Here is an 18,021-nt window from a genome sequence, read left to right on the forward strand (position 1 = left end):
TCACCACCCCAATACTTGTCTGATTTCTATGTCTGTTGTGTAACCACTGCTGCCTATTTTGTGAGATGCCTGCTCAATTAAATACTTACCGTCAAACCACCCAAACCCCTCAATCATTATGGTGGTACCGGCTGCAAGCCGTGTATCTCCCATTAGAGAGAAACTTGCCTTTCCGGTTTCTTTATTCTTTTCCCTTAGCATCTTTTTTGCTTTTCGAAGGGCTTCAGCTTCTGAATTGACTTGTTCTTTCACTTTCAAAACAGGCCCTATCTTCGGTGCTTTCGGCGGCCGATAAACAGCTTTTAACGTCTTCTTCTGTTTCGGTTGGGTATAACTTACCTCGCACGCTATGTAAGAGGCATACGAGGTAGACCATGAGAACTTATAAGATGTTAAATTGTCTTTCCCGCGAGTTAGAGTAAGAGCAGGCGATTTTTTCTCGAAATCAAACTCGTCGAAAAGCACAAGCTGCTTCGAAGCAATCTTAACGGCAATACCTTCCCCAGCAGCTGTATCATTCAGAAATTGTAAATCTGAAATTTCCGTTTGATCTAAACGATCATATGAAGGATTATCTGGCGCCAGATATACAAGCTTCAGACCGGAGCGCTTCGCTACATCTGCCGCAATAGTGCGCAATGATACCTTTTCCCATGCCTTTGTCCGTTTCTCCTGACGCCCTGTAGAACTGATTGGTAAGCTAATGGCTTTGATGGATACCACATCAGGTGGGCCAGAGTATTCAAGTGTGTCTACTTCAAAATCACCAAGTACAAGCTTTTTTATCTCCCCATCCTTTAACCAATTGTAAGTTCGGATTTCTGCTTTCACTTTATCCCCTTGCATTGGGATCCAATCAGGACTCTGCCAGTTTCGACCACGATCCTGTAAGCTTATTTGAATATCATCCAAGCTGCCTGGAGCTGCATCGTTATAGGTGAAATCCAAGAGCGAATCCGCGATATCAATAGAAAGATCATAACCGTTGTAATTCAAAATTAGCTCGGCACGTCTGCTATCATATACCTGCTTCATGATTCACCACGCTTCCAGGGCGGCAGTGTATCAGATATTTCAGGGGCTAACTCTGGTATATAAAGTTCAATACCGCCCGAAAATACTGTAACCTGTGTGTGTTTTGGATTTGCCATCATTATGGTACTCATATACTTTTCAGTCTCAAAAAGTTTGAAGGAGATACTATTCCAAGTATCTCCTTGCAGAGTAAAATACGTCATGCAAAACTCACCCTTTGCTGTTGTTTTTTCCAAGCTCGCATGCGATTTTCAAAATCATCATTTGAGGCCTTTGCCACTCGCTCAGCATCTTGTTGTGTTGCAGCTCCACTTAAATAGATGTTGGTTGTGTGCTCGTAATAATTTGCATTACTGCTGCTCGAGTTGTTATATGATGGTGATCCTAATATCCCCTCTAGTTTTGATAACGGCAGAATTGCCTCGTCTTCCTTACCTTCCCCTATCATCGCGAGAGTCGGCCCCGTTGCTATGCCGCCCTTAGCTAACATAGGGATGTCCGGGATTGAGAAGCCAAGCGTTTTGCCTCCGCCAGCCCATTCAGGCACCCAATCAGGAATATCTACGCTTACTGTATTAATGCTACTGATTGCCTGGTTAATCAGTCCAATCACTGCGTTAATTGGGGCCTTAATCAGGGAAGCCAGACTGTCGAAAATACCCCCAAAGATATCCTTGACTCCCTGCCACGCCTGTGTCCAGTTCCCAGTAAATACGCCAGTAATAAAGTCGAGTACACCACCAAGTGCCGTCATTAATCCGTTAAATACGCCAGAAACGGCATCGATCGCGCCTACTACAACCGCCCTTATGACAGGGAAAGCAAAATTAAAAGCATCAACCAAGCCATCAATGATCGGCTTTATGAAATTGAAAACTGCGGACATTGTCTGTCCAATTTTACCTGCAACACTCATGAAGACTGGGAGCATAGAAGAAAATGCACGACTTATGGCAGGCACTATATCATTAGCAATGAAACCAAACACCTTGGAAAAAACCGGATATAGTTTCCCTGCCAGATAAGATGCAATCGGAATAAATGCTTGATATATTTTTAATGCAGCTTGAGAGACAGCTGCAGATACCCTTAAGAATATTGGGACAATTTGTTTAATCGTTTTCCCAATCGAATTGAAAATACTCAACATATGTGGCAGCAACGGCTTTAGTGCATTAAAGTAATCATCCTTGAGACTCGTAAAACTGCCTGCCAGTTCTTCTACCATTGGCGCTATCAGTTGCTTTAATTGATTCAACCCTGACATAACCGGCTGCATAAAAGTACCGATGTACTGAAAACCTTTCTCCATCATGTTCATAGCTGCTGGTAAGTATTTTGATATTGTATCAGCCACAAAGCGGATCGCTGGTGCCATTTTTTCGCCTAGATTTATTTTTGCGCTTTCGATCGCAGAATCTAATAATTTCAACGACCCTGATACAGTATTAAGTTGGACATCTGCCATTTCTTTGGCTGCACCTTCCGAATTCCGAATAGCATTTTCGAGTTCGTAATACCTTTTTGTTCCTGTCGAAAGCATGATATTAGCACCACGAATAGCCTCTTCTCCAAACACAGAAGCCATAGCTGCATCTCTTTGCTGAGTCGTCATGCCTTGAGTAGCTTTTTCCACTTCAGCCATAACGGATCCCAAATCACGCATCGCCCCGTGTTGGTCATAAAGTGAAATAGTAGTTTTACCAACCGAAAATCTACCGTTATCAGAATTCTTTTTCAAATCCCGAAGCATTGCATTGAATGTAGTGCCCGCCATTGATCCCTTTATTCCTGAGTCAGCTAAGACACCAAGAACGGCGTTTGTTTGTACCAAATCCATTTTTGCGGCGTTTGCTGATGAAGCGGCGTATTTCATAGCCTCGCCTAACATCAAAACGTCAGTATTTGATCTTGCTTGCGTTCTCGCAAAAATGTCAGCAGCTTTAGATGCATCAGTAGCATCCATTCTGAATGCTTGCATAGTGTCTGAAACAATGTCTGCAGATTTAGCGAGATCCATATTAGCGGCTGCAGCTAAATTCAACATACCAGGCATCGCACCAATAATTGCATCCGTATCAAAACCAGCAAGAGCCAAGTATTGCATTCCGTCGGCAGCTTCTTTAGCTGAGAACGACGTCGTTTCACCGAGCATCCGTGCAGTTTCAGTTAGCTTCTTAAACTGCTCATCATTGGCTCCTGATATCGCTCTTACATTTGCCATTCCTTGTTCAAAATCGGCGAAGGTTTGAGCAATATCCTTTCCAAATGAAATAACTGACGAAACCGCAAAAGCACCTGCAATAATACCGCCTGCCTTTTTTATAGTGCTAGACATTTTGTTTGCGGCATCTACTGATCTTTGCATCTCGTTAGTTGTTTTTGATACATCTGTTCTTGCTTGCTTAAAAGCCTTATTGAATGTCGAGTCCAATTGGCCGCCAAGTTCGAAGACCGTTTTATATGTCCTACTCATTTACGTCTTCTCCCCCTTTTATGGCTTGTGCTCTCCTGCGCTTTCTTTCTACGTTTTTGGACGGACTCATTTGCATCAATCCAATGTCTAAACTCATATAAAGGCATCGCAAGCCAATATTTTAATGAAGAGCCAGGAATGGACGAGGAAAGGATAATCGCCGATTCACGAATACCCTTTCCTATGTCTTCGCCTATTCCTGTGTGGTTAAAAAATTCTGAGCCCGTTGAGTTACCTGTGTAAAATCCTTCGCTTTAAGCGACTGAATTAATTCCGCCGCCACGCCAGCTGCCTTTGCCGCGACAACAACTTGATACGTCAAGGATAATGCTCGAACAAGATTAACCTCATTCGGTGCCATCACCTGTGCTTGTCTGGCGCAGGCCAACAAATCCTGACCAGTCAATTCATCAAAATCAAGAACAAGTTCCTTTACCTCTTCTCCATCAAAAGAAATAGGCCGAATGAGTTTATAAACGAACTCGTCGGCCATTGTTTGCTCTGTATGCTGTTCTTTTGTCATATATATACCCCTCTCTTACATTCCAAGATTAGCGCGAATTTTCGCAGAATAATCCACGCCATCGATGATACAGATATAGTTGAATTTATCAATTTCAACAACCGTTTGATTATCATAAATAACCTTCAGATAATGAATTTCCATTTCATTTGAGCTATCCATGGCCGATTGTGGTGCCAAACTACCAAGTGACGTGGTTTTAGGCAGGCTTCGTATAGAAACCTTAACAGGGACATTTGTTGTTTTCCCTGAACCAACATCATAGGACTGAATGGATCCACGGAAATCAATTTGATGTGATTCTTGTCGCGAAAGTTTAAACACCGAACTTTCAAGCACGCGCCAATTAATGGTTACAGACATTGCCCCGTACTGCCCAAAGATTGGCATATCAAGTTCACCGGCAATCCCCGCGCCGCTAATTGTTTCCGTCGCAAGTTCCAAATCAGGCAAGTCCACATCGCCAGCACCAAGGTATTCATTTCCGTTTCGATATGCTGAGAAGTTCGTTAAAACGGATGGTATTTGTTTTGGCATTCTCGCTTTCCTCCTTATCCGCCGATTGCGCTCAACATCTGAGCGTCATACTCGACTGTAAATGAAAGTTCTTGCCCTGGAGACGGCGGGGTAAGAGCAGTTCTGAATACTAATTTTCCGTCCATGGTTGCTGTATCTGGATTGTCTTCTTTCGCGAACTTAATCCATCCACCAAGAATGTACTCAGAGGATTGCAAGCCATTTAGACGAATTCCAAGATCATCAACTACAGCTTCAACCAATCGCTTATTAGCAGGGTCATCCACCTTAGACCACTGAGTTAGAATGATAGTGTTATTCCACCAATTAAACATGCGTCGAACTGGGATGAACGCGGACTGCGGATCCGTAGCATCTGGATATGCTCCAGTTCGATTTCCCCAAGTCTTCCATCCACCAATAAAGTTCAACGCCGTAACAATACCGAGACTATTGATATACTTACCTTCATCCGGCCCGATGGCAACGATCGTTCCATCCTCCTGGACTGCTCCATCAATTTCTAACTGCTTGTTAGATGGAGAACGATAAGGAATACCGCCGCTTTCTGCATCCTGTTTGCAGACAACACCAGCCAGGTGAGTAGAAAGATGATACACCTTCCCTCTCTTAGTCACTTTTGGCCATGTATTGATCTGCTGAGGAGAAGTGTAATTGTTCTTCTGCTTCCACTCTTCCAGCTCGGCATATTTCAATGATGCTGGAATATCTGTAATCGCAGTCGCCTTGAAGTTCCCGTTAATTAGCGAAGCCTTTGCATTCATTACTGCACCCACAACTGGGTCGTGTGAGAAGCCAGGAGCCAATATCAGACCGGTTATCAGTTGGAACCGTGGGAAAACCTGTTTGATAAGCTCCAGCCCTGATAATTTGCCTGTGTTTGCATCTATACCGCCTATAATATCAACCGCTTTTACGGCATCAGGATCGAGTTTGTCGTACCCTATTTTTAATGACGTTTCCTTTGCTGCAGCTCCACTTTGTTTGATAGCCACAATCACACGGCCTGATTCATCGTAAGCGAGCGAGTAATCCTTATTTAACTCATAGGTGGTAGTACCATCGTTAGATTTAACTACCACAGACTTCTGAATTACTCCGTCTTCATTGATGATTGCAATATTTTTTAAAACCGCTACGTCTTTCGGATCAATTTTTGTCTTATGCTTTTCTGGATCCAAGACATTAATAAAAACAACCGGTGATTGCTTGTAAAGTTGAAAATGAGAGAACATGAATTCACTCAAAGTGAACGATTTCCAATCATCTGAATAACCGATCGCATTCACTCCATTGTCCCAGCTTGTCACTAAAATCGGGACATTTACCGGAATATCTGCTAGTTTAGAAAGATTGACTGGTGCAGTTCCAACCACGACAGGAACCGTTATATTATCTCGTTCACTTGTCGGTGGAGTATATGCTTTCTCATTTACATAAACACCATGATTTTCAGCCATCCTCTTATACTCCTTTCATCTGAAGCACTGTTTCATAAGCCATGTTTAGTTCGGATCCAACTTGAGACAATTCACTTTGTCTCGCAGCGAAATCCTCAACAGGCAAAAATAAAGAACGCAGCTCTGGGCAACGTTCGAACTTGGATTCAATGTATTTTGGTATACCGTTTGTAAATGTCGAATATTGCACAAAGTTCGGCAGCGTAGGGCCGATGTAAATTAGACTCTGACTTTCTAGCTTTTTCTCGTTCACCTGCTTTTTAACTGCACTCAAAGTACCACCTCCTGTTTAATCGCTGGTAATGACCATTTCGTTTGAGCTCCGCCAAAATAGTAAGGATAAATATCCTCGTCGTACACTGACCAATCGAACGGTAGCGAAATAACATATCTATCATCAATAATTCGCTTGGCTAAAAAATGTTGTTCCATACGACTCAGGATATTAAGCACATCTTTATATCCCTGGTGATTTGTGTCCTCATCGAAAATACCAATATATAACCCAATGGTACATGTCGCAGCATCTTCTTCTGACAATGTTCCGCCATCTAGGATGCGAACTATGATGTAAGGGAAATGTTCAAGATCGTCCTCCGATGATTTGGCTGGCAGGAACTGAGGATAAATGTTCAGTTTGGCTTGATCGCCATCGAGCCCCTTCAACTCGAAGTCCTTGAATAGCTCCTGTAGTTCACGAACGATTGCATCTTGCAACAGATATGGAGTAGCCATTTAATTGCCCTCCAATGTACGGTTAATTTCATGCTCAAGCCTTTGATCGAATACTGTCGCAGCCTCGCGTTCAACAAACTCCCTAATGGATTTGTTGCCGACCATCTCAGGAATCGGTGGGCCAAACAATCTTTTAACCGGCAACTCTGTCCATCTCCCTGACTTACCCTTTAGGTGGCGACTGTTTGCTTCACGGCTGAAAACCTTATTGCCGTTCACGCTGGCCACAAATGCCCCGACTATTTGCTTTGCTCCGCCTGCTTTTTTAACTTGAACCTTTAGCGCCTTAGGAGGTTTGGAATGTCGCGGTTCCGCCGGTCGAACCCGAAACTTATCGAGTCCGATCGACGTCCCTTCAGATGTCACGTTTGCTGATAAATTGTTTCTACTCGCCTTTTTCACTGACATCGTGGTACTTACATCTTTAGCTTTAACGACGTATGATTCACGAACCCTCTTAACGGCGTTCGTCTTTACATTCGCTGCAGCTCGATTCAAGGCGCGGGAAATAACAAGCGGCGCCTTTTTCGGATATTCTCCTAAGCGCCGCTCAACATCTTTTAAGGTATTGGCATCTACAGTAATCATGACGCATTCCGTTCCAGCGTAATGGTGTAGCAAATCGAATCCTCTTGAACATCTGCAATTCGATAAATACGCTTCTCCACTCGCATGGGTTGCCCTGGAATTGGCCGGCTATCGAAGCATGATTTCTTGACATAGAACAATAGCTGCGCATTATACACTCCGTCCGTCGGGTTAGAAGCGCTTGATTTACGCCGCTGAAGCTCATCTTCATCAATCACAATGTCCATCTCTTTACCATCGATTATTTTCTTCTCAGCAAACTCATCCAGGTTAAAAAAGACGGCATCAATATCACGCTCGACCATCTCGTGGAAACCACTCATTATTGCACCGCCTCAGACGGATCATAGCTAGGTGGCTGTTCGTCTTCGTCAACAGGTTCAACGTGATCGTTATGCTCTTCCAAATATTTATCGATCGCTTCAACCATGTCTTCCTTGCTAGTTCCACCCTTAAACGAAAGGCCTAGCTTCTTAGCAATTGCGCGTAATTCCTCTACCTTCATGTCAATATTGTATTCTGGTACGCCGATCCAGTCTTCAGGCTCCATGCTTGGTTCCCCGTCCACGTATTCGGCAATCCCTCGTTTGACCAGGCGTTCTTCCTCTTGCGGTGGCAATGAAAAAGGTGCATCGTTAGCCGTTTTTGGCTTTATTGATGCACCTTCTCGGTATCCGTATACTCCCGAAATGATTTTAATCATTCAACTTTTCCCCTTTCCTTATTTAACTTTTGCAGTAACCCATGGATTGCGGTTACGCGGAATAAACAACGGCCGGCTCGAAACCTTCAATTCGCGTACTTCATTTTTAGAGTCAGCAATATATTTTGGAACACGCGTACCCATGTAAGTATGGAATTGGCCGTCTGTTTGCTCCAATTGTGTAACTGCGCCATACAACGCGCGCCCAGCTGCTGGAGCCGTAAGAATGACCTGTCCATTTGGAATGAAATATTGAAGTTGACCATCCTCATCTTCGTACTGCTCATCATAGCTAATGATTTCGATGACGCGACCTTGTACATTGATTTTGCCAATCGAGGCAGCACCTTCAGGCAAAATAGTCGGCGCGATGCTCCCGATATTGATTCTTTGATTATCAAGCAGTTTTTGAATGGCTGGATTGTTCACCATAATATCAGCGATATCAGGATTAACAATCAAGTCAGTTGCAGGCAGTCCCTTACCGGTTAGCATCCGAATCATTGTTGTTAAGTCTCCGATGATGTTTGCGTTCGAAGCGTCCCAATCTGCTGCAGGCGTGTATACCGATGGATTGTTTTGTTCATTGTAGAAACGAATTTCATATTCTTCGTAATTGCCGCTACCGTATTCGTCTGCATACTGTTTCAGCAAGTATCCGTTATGAATCATACATTGAGCAGCAATATATTCTTCACGGGTTGAATGCATAACGTCAAAGTCAGACAAATCATCACCTAGAATTTCTGCTTGACGCTGTGCAGGCGTTTTATTACTGAACAGATTTTCTCCAAATCCCTTTTTGTTCAAGTCGTCAATGGTCAATGGGCGCTGCGGAGCAACCAATGGCGGCGTATATCGTCCTGTTGAGTATCCAGCACGTTCAATGGTGATACCGCCTTTGCGAGGCATCACCACTGGAGCCATTTTTTTATTGCCGTCTTTATATTCAACCAACACTTCTTCAGTCGGAAAAATATCCTTGCTTTCGTCCGTTGGGAAATAACGATCACGCAAGAACGTTCGGTGCGGTAGCATCTGCTTAATAGCTGCCAGCATTGTATAAGTCGAATAAATATTAATTGCCATAGTGTAAATCCCCCTTATTTCATCATGTTGTCAAGGAAAATACCGCCCTTGCGGAAATCCTCAACATCTGTATTTTTAATGGTGTAGCCGTCTTTAGCAATCAACGCATTCTTATTAAAATGACCTGACAAATAAACTTCTGCTTTCACTTCGTTTGTTGCATCCACATCATCACAAAGGATGCAATTAGCTGCCAGTGTTTCATCTGTTCCCGCTGTACTACCGAGAATTTTCAGAGTTCCTGTGCCGCCAGTGCCTCCACTTAGTGCTAAGGCTGTGCCTCTTTTCAATTTACCTTGTCCTGCAGCAATCGTTCGCATGGCAGTGATAAGCGTTACAGCGGAACTATTGATCAAATTGTCGTTTTTCATTGATCCAAGGTTCTCATTGTATAATGGCATCTTAGTTACCCTCCTTCTTGCGGTTGCCCACAATCATATTAATTGCTGCAGCTTCTTCCGCCTTATCATCAGCACCGCTTTCAATTCCGGAGTTAGGTGCTGCAGAAACATTGTTAGCTCCTGATGTTTTTGCATCTTCAGACAAACTATTTAGAACAGATGCACCAATAGACGCTTGTGCCTGCATTGCCTTAAATGCCAATTGTTCGGCTGTCATGACCTGTTCACCAAATTTTGCATCTCTAATCAAATCCGTATTTCCGATTGCATTTTGAATTTCTTCAATTCCTTGAATTCGTGCGCGTTCGGACGCTGCACCTTCTGCATGTGCAACTGCTTTTACAGACGCTTCAATTTGTGCTACAAATTCTGGATACGCTGTACGCAGCTCATCAACATTTTTGATTTCCATCTTGCTACCTCCATTATTTTTATTTAAGGCAACCTGCGGCGTTGCTGCGCTTGCTAGGGTGTTACTAACCGGTATTCCTTGAGGGATGTTCCCTAAACTGCGCGCAGACATAGCCACGCCATTCACCATCAAATACGCTCTATCTGGCGACATAGACATTACTACTGGATCTCCGGTTGAAATCACTTCATCTGCAAAACTAGCGTCAACGGCCTCCTGTCCTGCAAACCAGGTTGTCTTCTCCATTAACGATTTTATCTCGTCAGCGCTTCGCCCAGTGGATTCAACGTAAGCATTGATAGCAGCTTTGTTGTGCGCTTCAAGTGTTTTCTTTCCACTCATGAGATCCTGAACATTATAAAAGCCATATAAAAAACTGCTAGCCCCGTGAATCATTACATTACTACCTGAGTTCACTTTACGAGTATTTCCAGCTTGGAAAATCAGACTAGCAGCACTGGCAGCCAACCCATCTACGATAGTCGTTACATGGCCTTTCAACCCTTTTAAACGGTTGTATATAGATAAACCACCGTACAAATCACCACCCACTGAATTGATATGGACGGTGATGTCTGATTTGTCCTTAATGGATTCAAGATCCGCCAAGAATTCATCGACGACAATGAAGTTACCTGGAATCGGCTCCCCAGTCCACCAGTCCACTGGCCGAGTAGCAACGACCTCCCCATACATTGTTATCTCAGCGGCATCATCCCCAACAGCCGATATATTATAAGCCTTAGTTAGATTCATTCCTCTGAAAAGCGCTCTGCTCATTCTCTTTTAATGCCTCCTTTATTGCATTCATCACCACACTAGTGATGCTGTTTGTAATCTGCTGTTGCTGATTTCCCTCGCCGTTTGCATGACGTAACTTTTCATTTTCTACAGCCAACTGATCTACATTAGACGAAAATTGGCTGCCATTAAGTTTAATAGTTTCTTGCTCTCTCGTGCTTAGTCCATTATCGATGGCCATTACAGCTGCAGCGATTTCCTTCACTGGATCCAGCTGGCCTTGTGACGGCCCAATCCATTCACTACCAAGGTAAGCTTGTCTAATAATAGGATCAGTCAAAAAGCCAGGCGCAGATATACGGCCAAGCGCAACGGCTTCCGTTAACCATATTTCATAAGTTGGCCGACAGAAATCATTCGTTAGCCACACGCGCCGCATACGAAATGCTTTCCAGGCTTCCAAAAGAGCTGCGCGGCTGGCAGAGTAGGATGAATTGAAAGCTTTAAGTAACAAATCGGCAGGCACTTCAAGTGCTGCTCCAACCTGTTCCGCTAAAGCACGCATAAATGTGTCGAAACCAGTTTGTGGATGCGTAGGACTTGCGAATTTAACATCTTCGCCTGGTTCCATGATATTAACCGTACCGGGGCCCAATTCGTATTCATTGGGATCGTCGCTAACATCCGGCTGTTCGTTCCCCACTTCGTTGAATGGAAATTCAGAGCTGTCAGATTTAGTTGTTACGAATGCCGTATAAAAGCTTTGCACAAGAGCTGCCATTATTTCGGCTTCAGTGTACCGCCTCATCTGCAAAAGTGGTTCAATCACCTGCGCAAGATATGGCACACCACGATACTGCTCCGGTCGCTCACTCTCCATGACATGCAAGACATTTGGTAACCCTGTTTTTTCACCATACGCAGAAACGCGAGAGAAATTAGTTGAATTACTTGACAGCTCAAAAGGGTGAGTATTAGCAATATGGTAGGCAACAATAGCACCGTTACTATCCACTTCAACGCCGTCATATATCATATTTCCGTTATCGGCCTTACCAGTCGTTTGGTATACCGAAATACCAGTTTTATCACTCGGAGTTCGAACGCGATCAGCTTCGATAAGATGTAGGCGCAACCCATACGGCAGCAGCTGTGTTCTGGAAAACTGTTTAGTTAAAGCGAATACATCACCAGAACCTAGCCACGAAACAACTGCAAGCTGTTGCATACTGTAAAAATCGTTTATCCCCGTTGCATCACACGCTTGTTTCCGACTGGCCCATAGCTCGAATTCCGCCTCTGTTTTCTTTTGCCACTCTTCAGCAGCTTCTTGTGTAAGTCCTAATGTCTGCCGGTTTATTGTACTTTTAAGTCGTAACCCGTTACCGACAACGTTAGTCCGGTTCGTTCGGATTGCAGATGTCGCTATGGGAGCTGCCATGTAGAGCATTCGGGAGCGCTGACGTAAGGTGAAATTATTGGCGTCAATGTCTTCCCGCGGGCTGCCGCTGTTAGGCACCATTCCCTTTAATGCCTTTTTGCTGTAACTCGCGCCCGCGTCGCTATATCCTTTATTTTGAACACAGCCACCAGTAATCAAATTCCATTGCTTATCGTTATACTGGGTACCCTGTAACGCTGCAGTAAGAGCAGGTTGTAATACTGAGTTGTTCTGACTCGCCTTAATTTCATTCACCCCCCTTCCGGCATGATAAATTACCAGTCACGCGGCACAATTCCAATCGCCTTACGTCGGCCACTTCCCGATAGTTGCCCCTCTAAAGACGATATTTCCTTTTCTAAATTAGCAATCGTATTCTCTAACTGTGGCAAATCAAGCTTAGTAAGGTTCTTACCTCCGAATGCATACGACTTTACCCCGCCTTTTAGCAAGGTTAAATACGCATTCCTAGCTTGTGTAAGAGCAAGCTTTCTGAATTCCAAGCGCTCTTGAATTTCACTCTTTGACATCAATCGGCTCCCTCCTTACCATTCAGAATTAACAGCTGTATTTTTTGACCTTTTGCCTCTTCTTTTTTGGAGGCTGCCGCTGTTGTTGTTGCTCGGTCAATCCCCGCAATCGTCTTTCAACAGCTTCTAAATCAGGATCCAGTGACCGGAAGGCTGCAAGAGCATAGTTTCGACAGTCCAATGCCTCATTTCGCTCATGTCCGGCAAGCTTTTCCCAAGCCCATCGGGTACGCCCTTTTACGGTGCGCTGCACTAGTTTTTCAGATAGGAGCCCATTAAAAAAGGTGCCGTCGTACCCCTGATTTTCCCCTAAAGGGAAATGGCAGTACTTCGCACCTGGTTCCTGTACCTTTATGTTATTCATGATATCTGATTTACCTGCATCAACACCGATAGAATAGAGCCATGTTTGGCCGATGACACGACCGTTAACGACGATCTTAGCCTTTCCTGGCGGTCTGGTATATGGAACGCCATCACCACCCACACCTTTGATTGCAAAGACTCGCTTATTCATGCGCTCACGACATTCACGGTATACATCTTGTGTTTTATGGCCGCCTGAATCGACAAACGTCTGTGATATCGTCAATCCTCTTGATGGATTCTCGAATTTATACACATGATTAACTACTTCGTCTAGCCGCTCCCACACATCCGATTCATGCGGATCACCCATGATAATACCCTTTTTAATTCCCCATGTCTCTCCAAAATGTCCATGGCCAACAACTTCATATTCCAACCGATCATTTTGGGTATCTACTCCACAGGTAAGCACAAGCACGCCTTCCGGCAGCTCAATAGGTGAACCATCCGAACGGTGGCCATAATCTTCTCGCCGCGCTAACATCGTATCTTCGTCGGCGATTTCGCCCCGATCCTCCCACAGCTCACCTAACATTGTGTTATATACAACCTTGAGCCTTGCGGGATCATCCTTTGCTGCTAGGAATGCATATACAACTTTATGCCATGGCTGCCATGGGGAAGCAAATGCGTTGAGCCAAAAGGAACGATGTCCTTTGTCAATCGCATTTGGATTCTCAGCTATCCATTTAGCCGGCTGCCGGCGCATGGCTTCCTCACTCGAAAGGCAACCACACGATGGACAACACCATTCAATTGAATTAATAACATAATCTTTTTTCTTACCTACTACAATCGTATCAAAATCAAAATTTATATTTTTAAAAACGATGTTGTGCCAATCCCCACACTCTGGACATTGATTACACCATCGCTCTCGTGTACCGGCATTAAACGATTTTTCAATTTGACTCGCACCTTTTATCGTAGGTGTTGATACATCTACCATTTTGCTGTTATAGAATGTTGTCGTCCTGGCTTCCGCGAGTGCCCAAGGATCTCCCTCAGTACCTGCAGACAACGCCCAGCGATCCCTTTCATCACCTAGCACATAACGCGCAGGAGTGGATGCAAGTCCGCTCGCACTATTTGAACCAACGATCGTCAACATCCCACCAGGAAAAGACTTCTGCAAAATCGTATTTCCGCTATCTCTGTTCTTCACATCTGAAACTTTTTTACGGAGTTGATTACTGTCTCTAATCATGGGAGCAATCCGCAAACGGCTAAATTTCTTTGCATCTCCCTCGGTAGGTTGCACATAAAGTACGCTGCCAGGATCCTGATCTATGATGTATCCGATTATGTTCAATTCAAGTTCTGATTTACCGACCTGGCTTGAAGCAACGAGTGTGATTTTCTCAATTCTATAATCCGTAAAAGCATCCATCACTTCAACAAGATAAGGCGTTCTATCGTTATTCCATGGTCCAGCCTCTGCGCTATTCTCGCGTGACAGAATCCGGTGTTTCCCTGCCCATTCTGATACAGTTAAATCTTCCGGCGGCGTGTAGTTTTGAAATGCTCGTGAGATTGTTCGATTTAGATCCCTAAAACGATTGTCATTCTCCTTCATTATCTCCATGCCTTTCACTCCAACCACGCCGTTCCCTTACACGCTTCTTAAAGTCATCAGGCTCATATTGATAACCGGAGAGATGATCAATAATGCGATATACTTCTTGCTTCACTCGTTCAGATGCTTCGGCTGCCGTCTTCGTCTTTGCTAAATCAATAGCAAGTTTACCTGGCATAGCCATCAACAAGGATCGAACTGACATCACATGATCAGTAAGTACCGCCTCGACATCATCAGCCAGATGCATATTGCCTTCTAATTCAGCAAGTTCCAGTTCAGACATTCTCGCTTTAGCCAGCTTTATCTTCGTTTCGGCTTCTAGTTTTTGCGTTTCAAGATCAGAATCTGTCTCTTTCTTTTCTCGACCGTTAGCCTTATCAGATAGATACTTAATATAATCCTGAATGGTGGGCAGAAGGTCATACTTGCGTGGCCTTTTTTGAACGGGTGTGATAACGCCTTCCGCCGTCAATTGCTCGATGCGTCTTGTCGTCAACCCAAACGCTTTAGCGATGTATTGAGTGCCTTTCAAATCTACCCCTTCGCTCACCTCTTCCACCCCTTCCGTAACGAAATGCTCAAATTTTTATTTTTCGTAACTAGCTAGAATTTGGGGTCGTTAGCACCCGCAGGGTTCATTATCTTCTGGAAGTACCTACGGAGATCCCTGTGCCCACTGTAAGCCATCCAATCAGGCTAGGCAATGTTATCATACCATCACAATGTTTCACGCTTCTACGAGCCTGTGAGCAAGTGTAGCGACGTGCTTCCTAATCACGTTCGTTTCCCTTGATACTTCTCCTTACTTCACCAATAGGTAAGTTCATCAATGCCTTGTACATGTTCTCTATTTCTTTGTGCATGCTGCGTTGCTTCTTGCGATATCGATAGTCACATGCGACTGTGATGATTAGCAATGTTAACACGCATATGCTTAGCAGTTGTGTGAATGATTCCGGCAGTACTACGAGGACATAACTCATAGCTCACTCCCTTCTAGAAATAAAAAAGCCACTGAGTAATCAGCAGCTTTCTCTCCTATTTCATTGCGCCCCTTATGATTTCCGCTTGTTGTCTCATGCGCTTGTTTGCCTTGCTTTCGTTCACAACCATGATAGCGTGAATTACTCCTGGTACAAATAAGCATAAGCATAATACGAAATTAACTAATGCTTGGATTGGTTTGCCACAAAACAGAACCGCGACAGGAGGAAGAAGAATTGCGAGTAGATACATGGTTTACCCCTCTTTCTTTACTTTGTCATTCCATTATTCGACAAGAGTTTTAGTAATCCTTTCCTACCCGTAAATAATTTTCTATGGCTCTATGCCTCCCGCCGATTGCGTACTTCAAATACAAATTAAAAACCGCCTCGCAAAGAGACGGCTTTAAGAGAAGGAAAAAATAATGCGAATGACAGGATTCGAACCTGTGACCTCATGCTCGTGCTACCACTGCCCCATCCGTTTATTAAGTACCAGCGCTAGGAATCGAACCTAGGACATCCAGAGCCATGTTATCGACGTCTTCTCTGTGCTTCTACCACTGAGCTACACTGGTGTAAAAAGAGATGTGACCGCTTGTTTGCAGAGTAACAAACGACCACATCTCTAACTCTTCCGACACTATCATATTAACACGGAATTCAGCACATATGTTCCCGTATTTTTCCCTCGTTTTTCCCGACTTTTTCCCACCCTGCTAAGATTGCGTATTGGGCTAAGGCAGAACGCCTCATTCTGTAGTACACACTTCTTGCTAGATGCATTCTCTGCAACACTTCACCCCAAGGTAAACTTTCGATGAAGCTCAAGCGAAGCAGTTCCTCGTATTCCGGCTTTTTCTCTTTAATAATTTGCAGTATGTCATCAATCCGCTGCTTCTCAGCCAGCAAATCTTGATATTCAGCAAGCTGCGCCAGAATCGCCTCGAAGCCTACCGGTGTACCAGTACGCGCCTCGATAACCTTCACGATCTTTCGTTGCAGTTCCTCAAGCATCGCCCCGTCCTCATCGTCCGCTGGTTCGCAGTCCTGGACGGCTCTCAGTTGCGCCTTGGTGCCAGTCGGATACCGTTCAAGATAAGCATGAGCTGCCGCCTCCAAACGCTGCTCCTTCTGTGAAAGGTACATGTAGCTCGGCATACGTCGGAGTTTTGCATGCAACTCCTGCAGGTGATCGTCCTCGTTAAGCCGACTCACTGTAATGCCGTTGCCTACGCTGTACGTTTCCAAGACACGGAGACGGCCAATGATGTCACGATATCCCGTCAGCTGATCAATTACCTTTTGCTCTACTGTCTTTACCATCAGCCCCCCGCCTCCCTATTCACTCGTCTTCATCGTCCTCTTCATCAGGGATCATGAGATCGCAATCCTTACATTCAAAAATCCCCATATGCCAGTGTTTCATTTCATCTCCGCAAAATGGACAAATCATTCGTCATCCCCCTCCTCGTCGTATACTGCGTCACACTCAAGCATCTTGCAATCTGGGCAAAAGTTAGTACCACAACACGGGCACTGTTCCCACCAAGTACCACATGTAGGGCATTTGTCTTGGTCACACATCCATTTCATCATCCTCTGTTTCAGCGTCGTATTCTTTTTCGCTAATCGGCGTTACACATTCCACTTTTATTTCAATCTGCTTGGCCAATGCAGCCGCCATTCTCTTATGCAATGCGTCATAGTCATTCGGTGTATTCTTGCATTTCAGCTTAATCTGTGAATAGCATTCTGCTGGATTCCCGTCTTCATCATGAGCCATTTCAGCTTCTGGACTTATCCGGAAACAAAATCTTAGATCCAACAACGCTTCTTCCTCATTTTCACAAACCATTCCATGTTCATCTACTTTCATGACTGCTTCCCCTCCTGATTCATGTTTTTGGCGTAATGACGTGCAATGGTATTCACGAAATAGCTGTGTTTAACGGTACAGACATGGAAAGCGATGAACCCCAGTCTTATTCCCTTCGTATGCTTATACCAGTCGATACCTACTGTCCATTTCCGATCAATTTCGATTAGGATAAACATCCAGACTTCTTCCCCTCCTGTATGCGTTGTATGGAGGCTACCAACGACTTTAAATCGTCCTTTAGCCAACGGTAATGTTCTTCGTATCCGAAACCTTCACCAAATACGGCAATTGGTTTATTCGCGAGATGCTCCATTTGCATGAGGATTCTTTCTTTCTCTTCTTTCAGCCGTTCTACTTCTTCCTCCGCTGCAATGGCCCTTTTTAAAGCGTGTGGTGCGACTACATCACGAATAAAGTCACCTGTAGGTTCAGGGATTAACTTGTTTATCTTTTCAAAGTTCTCAAGATCAGCTTGAAGGTCACGATTATTCATTCTGTTCACCATCCTCTCCTTGGAATATCTCCGGAATAATTTAC

The 18,021-nt window shown here is 44.3% G+C and carries 24 protein-coding genes and 1 tRNA gene; all 25 read right to left on the reverse strand.

The genetic code is table 11. The features are described from left to right. The gene (locus PAV_RS00495; protein WP_005542675.1) at positions 1–1,035 is read right to left on the reverse strand and encodes a phage late control D family protein; all 1,035 of its coding nucleotides are present in this window, start codon (positions 1,033–1,035) and stop codon (positions 1–3) included. After that, positions 1,032–1,238, reverse strand: a complete 207-nt coding sequence (locus PAV_RS00500) for a tail protein X (RefSeq protein ID WP_005542677.1) — start codon at positions 1,236–1,238, stop codon at positions 1,032–1,034. The genes PAV_RS00495 and PAV_RS00500 overlap by 4 nt, the downstream gene beginning before the upstream one ends. Next, entirely contained in the window at positions 1,235–3,511 is a 2,277-nt protein-coding gene (locus PAV_RS32030; RefSeq protein ID WP_005542680.1) for a phage tail tape measure protein, read from the reverse strand. Before PAV_RS32030 ends, PAV_RS00500 begins: the two co-directional genes overlap by 4 nt. A gap of 193 nt (positions 3,512–3,704) precedes the next feature. Beyond that, complete coding sequence (locus PAV_RS00510) at positions 3,705–4,034, reverse strand: phage tail assembly protein (RefSeq protein WP_005542682.1); 330 nt, start codon at positions 4,032–4,034, stop codon at positions 3,705–3,707. 15 nt (positions 4,035–4,049) lie between these two features. After that, entirely contained in the window at positions 4,050–4,571 is a 522-nt protein-coding gene (locus tag PAV_RS00515; RefSeq protein ID WP_005542683.1) for a phage major tail tube protein, read from the reverse strand. A gap of 14 nt (positions 4,572–4,585) precedes the next feature. Next, positions 4,586–6,031 (reverse strand): phage tail sheath family protein, encoded by a 1,446-nt coding sequence (locus PAV_RS00520; RefSeq protein ID WP_005542684.1) that lies wholly within the window; start codon positions 6,029–6,031, stop codon positions 4,586–4,588. Between the two features lie 4 nt (positions 6,032–6,035). Next, positions 6,036–6,305 carry a hypothetical protein gene (locus PAV_RS00525; RefSeq protein ID WP_005542685.1) on the reverse strand — a complete coding sequence of 90 codons (270 nt, stop codon included), beginning with the start codon at positions 6,303–6,305 and terminating at the stop codon, positions 6,036–6,038. After that, positions 6,302–6,766, reverse strand: a complete 465-nt coding sequence (locus tag PAV_RS00530) for a hypothetical protein (protein ID WP_005542686.1) — start codon at positions 6,764–6,766, stop codon at positions 6,302–6,304. Before PAV_RS00530 ends, PAV_RS00525 begins: the two co-directional genes overlap by 4 nt. Further along, complete coding sequence (locus PAV_RS00535) at positions 6,767–7,387, reverse strand: phage tail protein (RefSeq protein WP_005542687.1); 621 nt, start codon at positions 7,385–7,387, stop codon at positions 6,767–6,769. After that, positions 7,351–7,677, reverse strand: coding sequence for a hypothetical protein (locus tag PAV_RS00540; protein ID WP_005542688.1), 327 nt, complete (start codon positions 7,675–7,677; stop codon positions 7,351–7,353). The genes PAV_RS00535 and PAV_RS00540 overlap by 37 nt, the downstream gene beginning before the upstream one ends. Next, positions 7,677–8,057 carry an SAP domain-containing protein gene (locus PAV_RS00545; protein WP_005542690.1) on the reverse strand — a complete coding sequence of 127 codons (381 nt, stop codon included), beginning with the start codon at positions 8,055–8,057 and terminating at the stop codon, positions 7,677–7,679. The genes PAV_RS00540 and PAV_RS00545 overlap by 1 nt, the downstream gene beginning before the upstream one ends. Before the next feature lie 18 nt (positions 8,058–8,075). Further along, the gene (locus tag PAV_RS00550) at positions 8,076–9,146 is read right to left on the reverse strand and encodes a major capsid protein (RefSeq protein WP_005542698.1); all 1,071 of its coding nucleotides are present in this window, start codon (positions 9,144–9,146) and stop codon (positions 8,076–8,078) included. Between the two features lie 14 nt (positions 9,147–9,160). Further along, on the reverse strand, positions 9,161–9,547 hold the full coding sequence (locus PAV_RS00555; RefSeq protein ID WP_005542700.1) for a head decoration protein: 387 nt from the start codon (positions 9,545–9,547) through the stop codon (positions 9,161–9,163). Position 9,548: 1 nt separating this feature from the next. Beyond that, a complete protein-coding gene (locus PAV_RS00560; protein ID WP_005542702.1) occupies positions 9,549–10,739 on the reverse strand; it encodes a head maturation protease, ClpP-related in 1,191 nt (396 codons plus the stop codon). After that, positions 10,702–12,396 carry a phage portal protein gene (locus PAV_RS00565; RefSeq protein ID WP_005542704.1) on the reverse strand — a complete coding sequence of 565 codons (1,695 nt, stop codon included), beginning with the start codon at positions 12,394–12,396 and terminating at the stop codon, positions 10,702–10,704. Before PAV_RS00565 ends, PAV_RS00560 begins: the two co-directional genes overlap by 38 nt. Before the next feature lie 20 nt (positions 12,397–12,416). Further along, positions 12,417–12,671, reverse strand: a complete 255-nt coding sequence (locus tag PAV_RS00570; protein ID WP_005542706.1) for a hypothetical protein — start codon at positions 12,669–12,671, stop codon at positions 12,417–12,419. 28 nt (positions 12,672–12,699) lie between these two features. Beyond that, a complete protein-coding gene (locus tag PAV_RS00575) occupies positions 12,700–14,625 on the reverse strand; it encodes a phage terminase large subunit family protein (RefSeq protein ID WP_005542707.1) in 1,926 nt (641 codons plus the stop codon). Then, a complete protein-coding gene (locus PAV_RS00580; protein WP_005542708.1) occupies positions 14,603–15,169 on the reverse strand; it encodes a hypothetical protein in 567 nt (188 codons plus the stop codon). The genes PAV_RS00575 and PAV_RS00580 overlap by 23 nt, the downstream gene beginning before the upstream one ends. 220 nt (positions 15,170–15,389) lie before the next feature. Continuing rightward, positions 15,390–15,602 (reverse strand): hypothetical protein, encoded by a 213-nt coding sequence (locus tag PAV_RS00585; protein WP_005542709.1) that lies wholly within the window; start codon positions 15,600–15,602, stop codon positions 15,390–15,392. A gap of 55 nt (positions 15,603–15,657) precedes the next feature. Continuing rightward, complete coding sequence (locus PAV_RS00590; protein ID WP_005542710.1) at positions 15,658–15,855, reverse strand: YqaE/Pmp3 family membrane protein; 198 nt, start codon at positions 15,853–15,855, stop codon at positions 15,658–15,660. A 240-nt stretch (positions 15,856–16,095) separates the two neighbouring features. Then, positions 16,096–16,180 (reverse strand) — tRNA-OTHER (locus tag PAV_RS34355). A gap of 85 nt (positions 16,181–16,265) precedes the next feature. Further along, positions 16,266–16,928: a hypothetical protein gene (locus PAV_RS00595; RefSeq protein WP_005542711.1), complete on the reverse strand. Its 663-nt coding sequence runs from the start codon at positions 16,926–16,928 to the stop codon at positions 16,266–16,268. Between the two features lie 253 nt (positions 16,929–17,181). Then, positions 17,182–17,481, reverse strand: coding sequence for a hypothetical protein (locus PAV_RS00600; RefSeq protein ID WP_005542715.1), 300 nt, complete (start codon positions 17,479–17,481; stop codon positions 17,182–17,184). After that, positions 17,478–17,660 (reverse strand): hypothetical protein, encoded by a 183-nt coding sequence (locus PAV_RS00605; protein ID WP_005542717.1) that lies wholly within the window; start codon positions 17,658–17,660, stop codon positions 17,478–17,480. The genes PAV_RS00600 and PAV_RS00605 overlap by 4 nt, the downstream gene beginning before the upstream one ends. After that, positions 17,648–17,977 carry a hypothetical protein gene (locus tag PAV_RS00610; protein WP_040734821.1) on the reverse strand — a complete coding sequence of 110 codons (330 nt, stop codon included), beginning with the start codon at positions 17,975–17,977 and terminating at the stop codon, positions 17,648–17,650. Before PAV_RS00610 ends, PAV_RS00605 begins: the two co-directional genes overlap by 13 nt. Between the last annotated feature and the right edge of the window lie 44 nt (positions 17,978–18,021).

Source organism: Paenibacillus alvei DSM 29 (assembly GCF_000293805.1).
Taxonomy (GTDB): Bacteria; Bacillota; Bacilli; order Paenibacillales; family Paenibacillaceae; genus Paenibacillus_B; species Paenibacillus_B alvei.

What these genes read in the sequence shown, in the direction of transcription:
- PAV_RS00495 (WP_005542675.1), bottom strand. Translation starts at nt 1,035, where the DNA reads ATGAAGCAGGTATATGATAGCAGACGTGCCGAGCTAATTTTGAATTAC.
- PAV_RS00500 (WP_005542677.1), bottom strand. Translation starts at nt 1,238, where the DNA reads ATGACGTATTTTACTCTGCAAGGAGATACTTGGAATAGTATCTCCTTC.
- PAV_RS32030 (WP_005542680.1), bottom strand. Translation starts at nt 3,511, where the DNA reads ATGAGTAGGACATATAAAACGGTCTTCGAACTTGGCGGCCAATTGGAC.
- PAV_RS00510 (WP_005542682.1), bottom strand. Translation starts at nt 4,034, where the DNA reads ATGACAAAAGAACAGCATACAGAGCAAACAATGGCCGACGAGTTCGTT.
- PAV_RS00515 (WP_005542683.1), bottom strand. Translation starts at nt 4,571, where the DNA reads ATGCCAAAACAAATACCATCCGTTTTAACGAACTTCTCAGCATATCGA.
- PAV_RS00520 (WP_005542684.1), bottom strand. Translation starts at nt 6,031, where the DNA reads ATGGCTGAAAATCATGGTGTTTATGTAAATGAGAAAGCATATACTCCA.
- PAV_RS00530 (WP_005542686.1), bottom strand. Translation starts at nt 6,766, where the DNA reads ATGGCTACTCCATATCTGTTGCAAGATGCAATCGTTCGTGAACTACAG.
- PAV_RS00540 (WP_005542688.1), bottom strand. Translation starts at nt 7,677, where the DNA reads ATGAGTGGTTTCCACGAGATGGTCGAGCGTGATATTGATGCCGTCTTT.
- PAV_RS00545 (WP_005542690.1), bottom strand. Translation starts at nt 8,057, where the DNA reads ATGATTAAAATCATTTCGGGAGTATACGGATACCGAGAAGGTGCATCA.
- PAV_RS00550 (WP_005542698.1), bottom strand. Translation starts at nt 9,146, where the DNA reads ATGGCAATTAATATTTATTCGACTTATACAATGCTGGCAGCTATTAAG.
- PAV_RS00555 (WP_005542700.1), bottom strand. Translation starts at nt 9,547, where the DNA reads ATGCCATTATACAATGAGAACCTTGGATCAATGAAAAACGACAATTTG.
- PAV_RS00560 (WP_005542702.1), bottom strand. Translation starts at nt 10,739, where the DNA reads ATGAGCAGAGCGCTTTTCAGAGGAATGAATCTAACTAAGGCTTATAAT.
- PAV_RS00570 (WP_005542706.1), bottom strand. Translation starts at nt 12,671, where the DNA reads ATGTCAAAGAGTGAAATTCAAGAGCGCTTGGAATTCAGAAAGCTTGCT.
- PAV_RS00575 (WP_005542707.1), bottom strand. Translation starts at nt 14,625, where the DNA reads ATGGAGATAATGAAGGAGAATGACAATCGTTTTAGGGATCTAAATCGA.
- PAV_RS00585 (WP_005542709.1), bottom strand. Translation starts at nt 15,602, where the DNA reads ATGAGTTATGTCCTCGTAGTACTGCCGGAATCATTCACACAACTGCTA.
- PAV_RS00590 (WP_005542710.1), bottom strand. Translation starts at nt 15,855, where the DNA reads ATGTATCTACTCGCAATTCTTCTTCCTCCTGTCGCGGTTCTGTTTTGT.
- PAV_RS00595 (WP_005542711.1), bottom strand. Translation starts at nt 16,928, where the DNA reads ATGGTAAAGACAGTAGAGCAAAAGGTAATTGATCAGCTGACGGGATAT.
- PAV_RS00600 (WP_005542715.1), bottom strand. Translation starts at nt 17,481, where the DNA reads ATGAAAGTAGATGAACATGGAATGGTTTGTGAAAATGAGGAAGAAGCG.
- PAV_RS00605 (WP_005542717.1), bottom strand. Translation starts at nt 17,660, where the DNA reads ATGTTTATCCTAATCGAAATTGATCGGAAATGGACAGTAGGTATCGAC.
- PAV_RS00610 (WP_040734821.1), bottom strand. Translation starts at nt 17,977, where the DNA reads ATGAATAATCGTGACCTTCAAGCTGATCTTGAGAACTTTGAAAAGATA.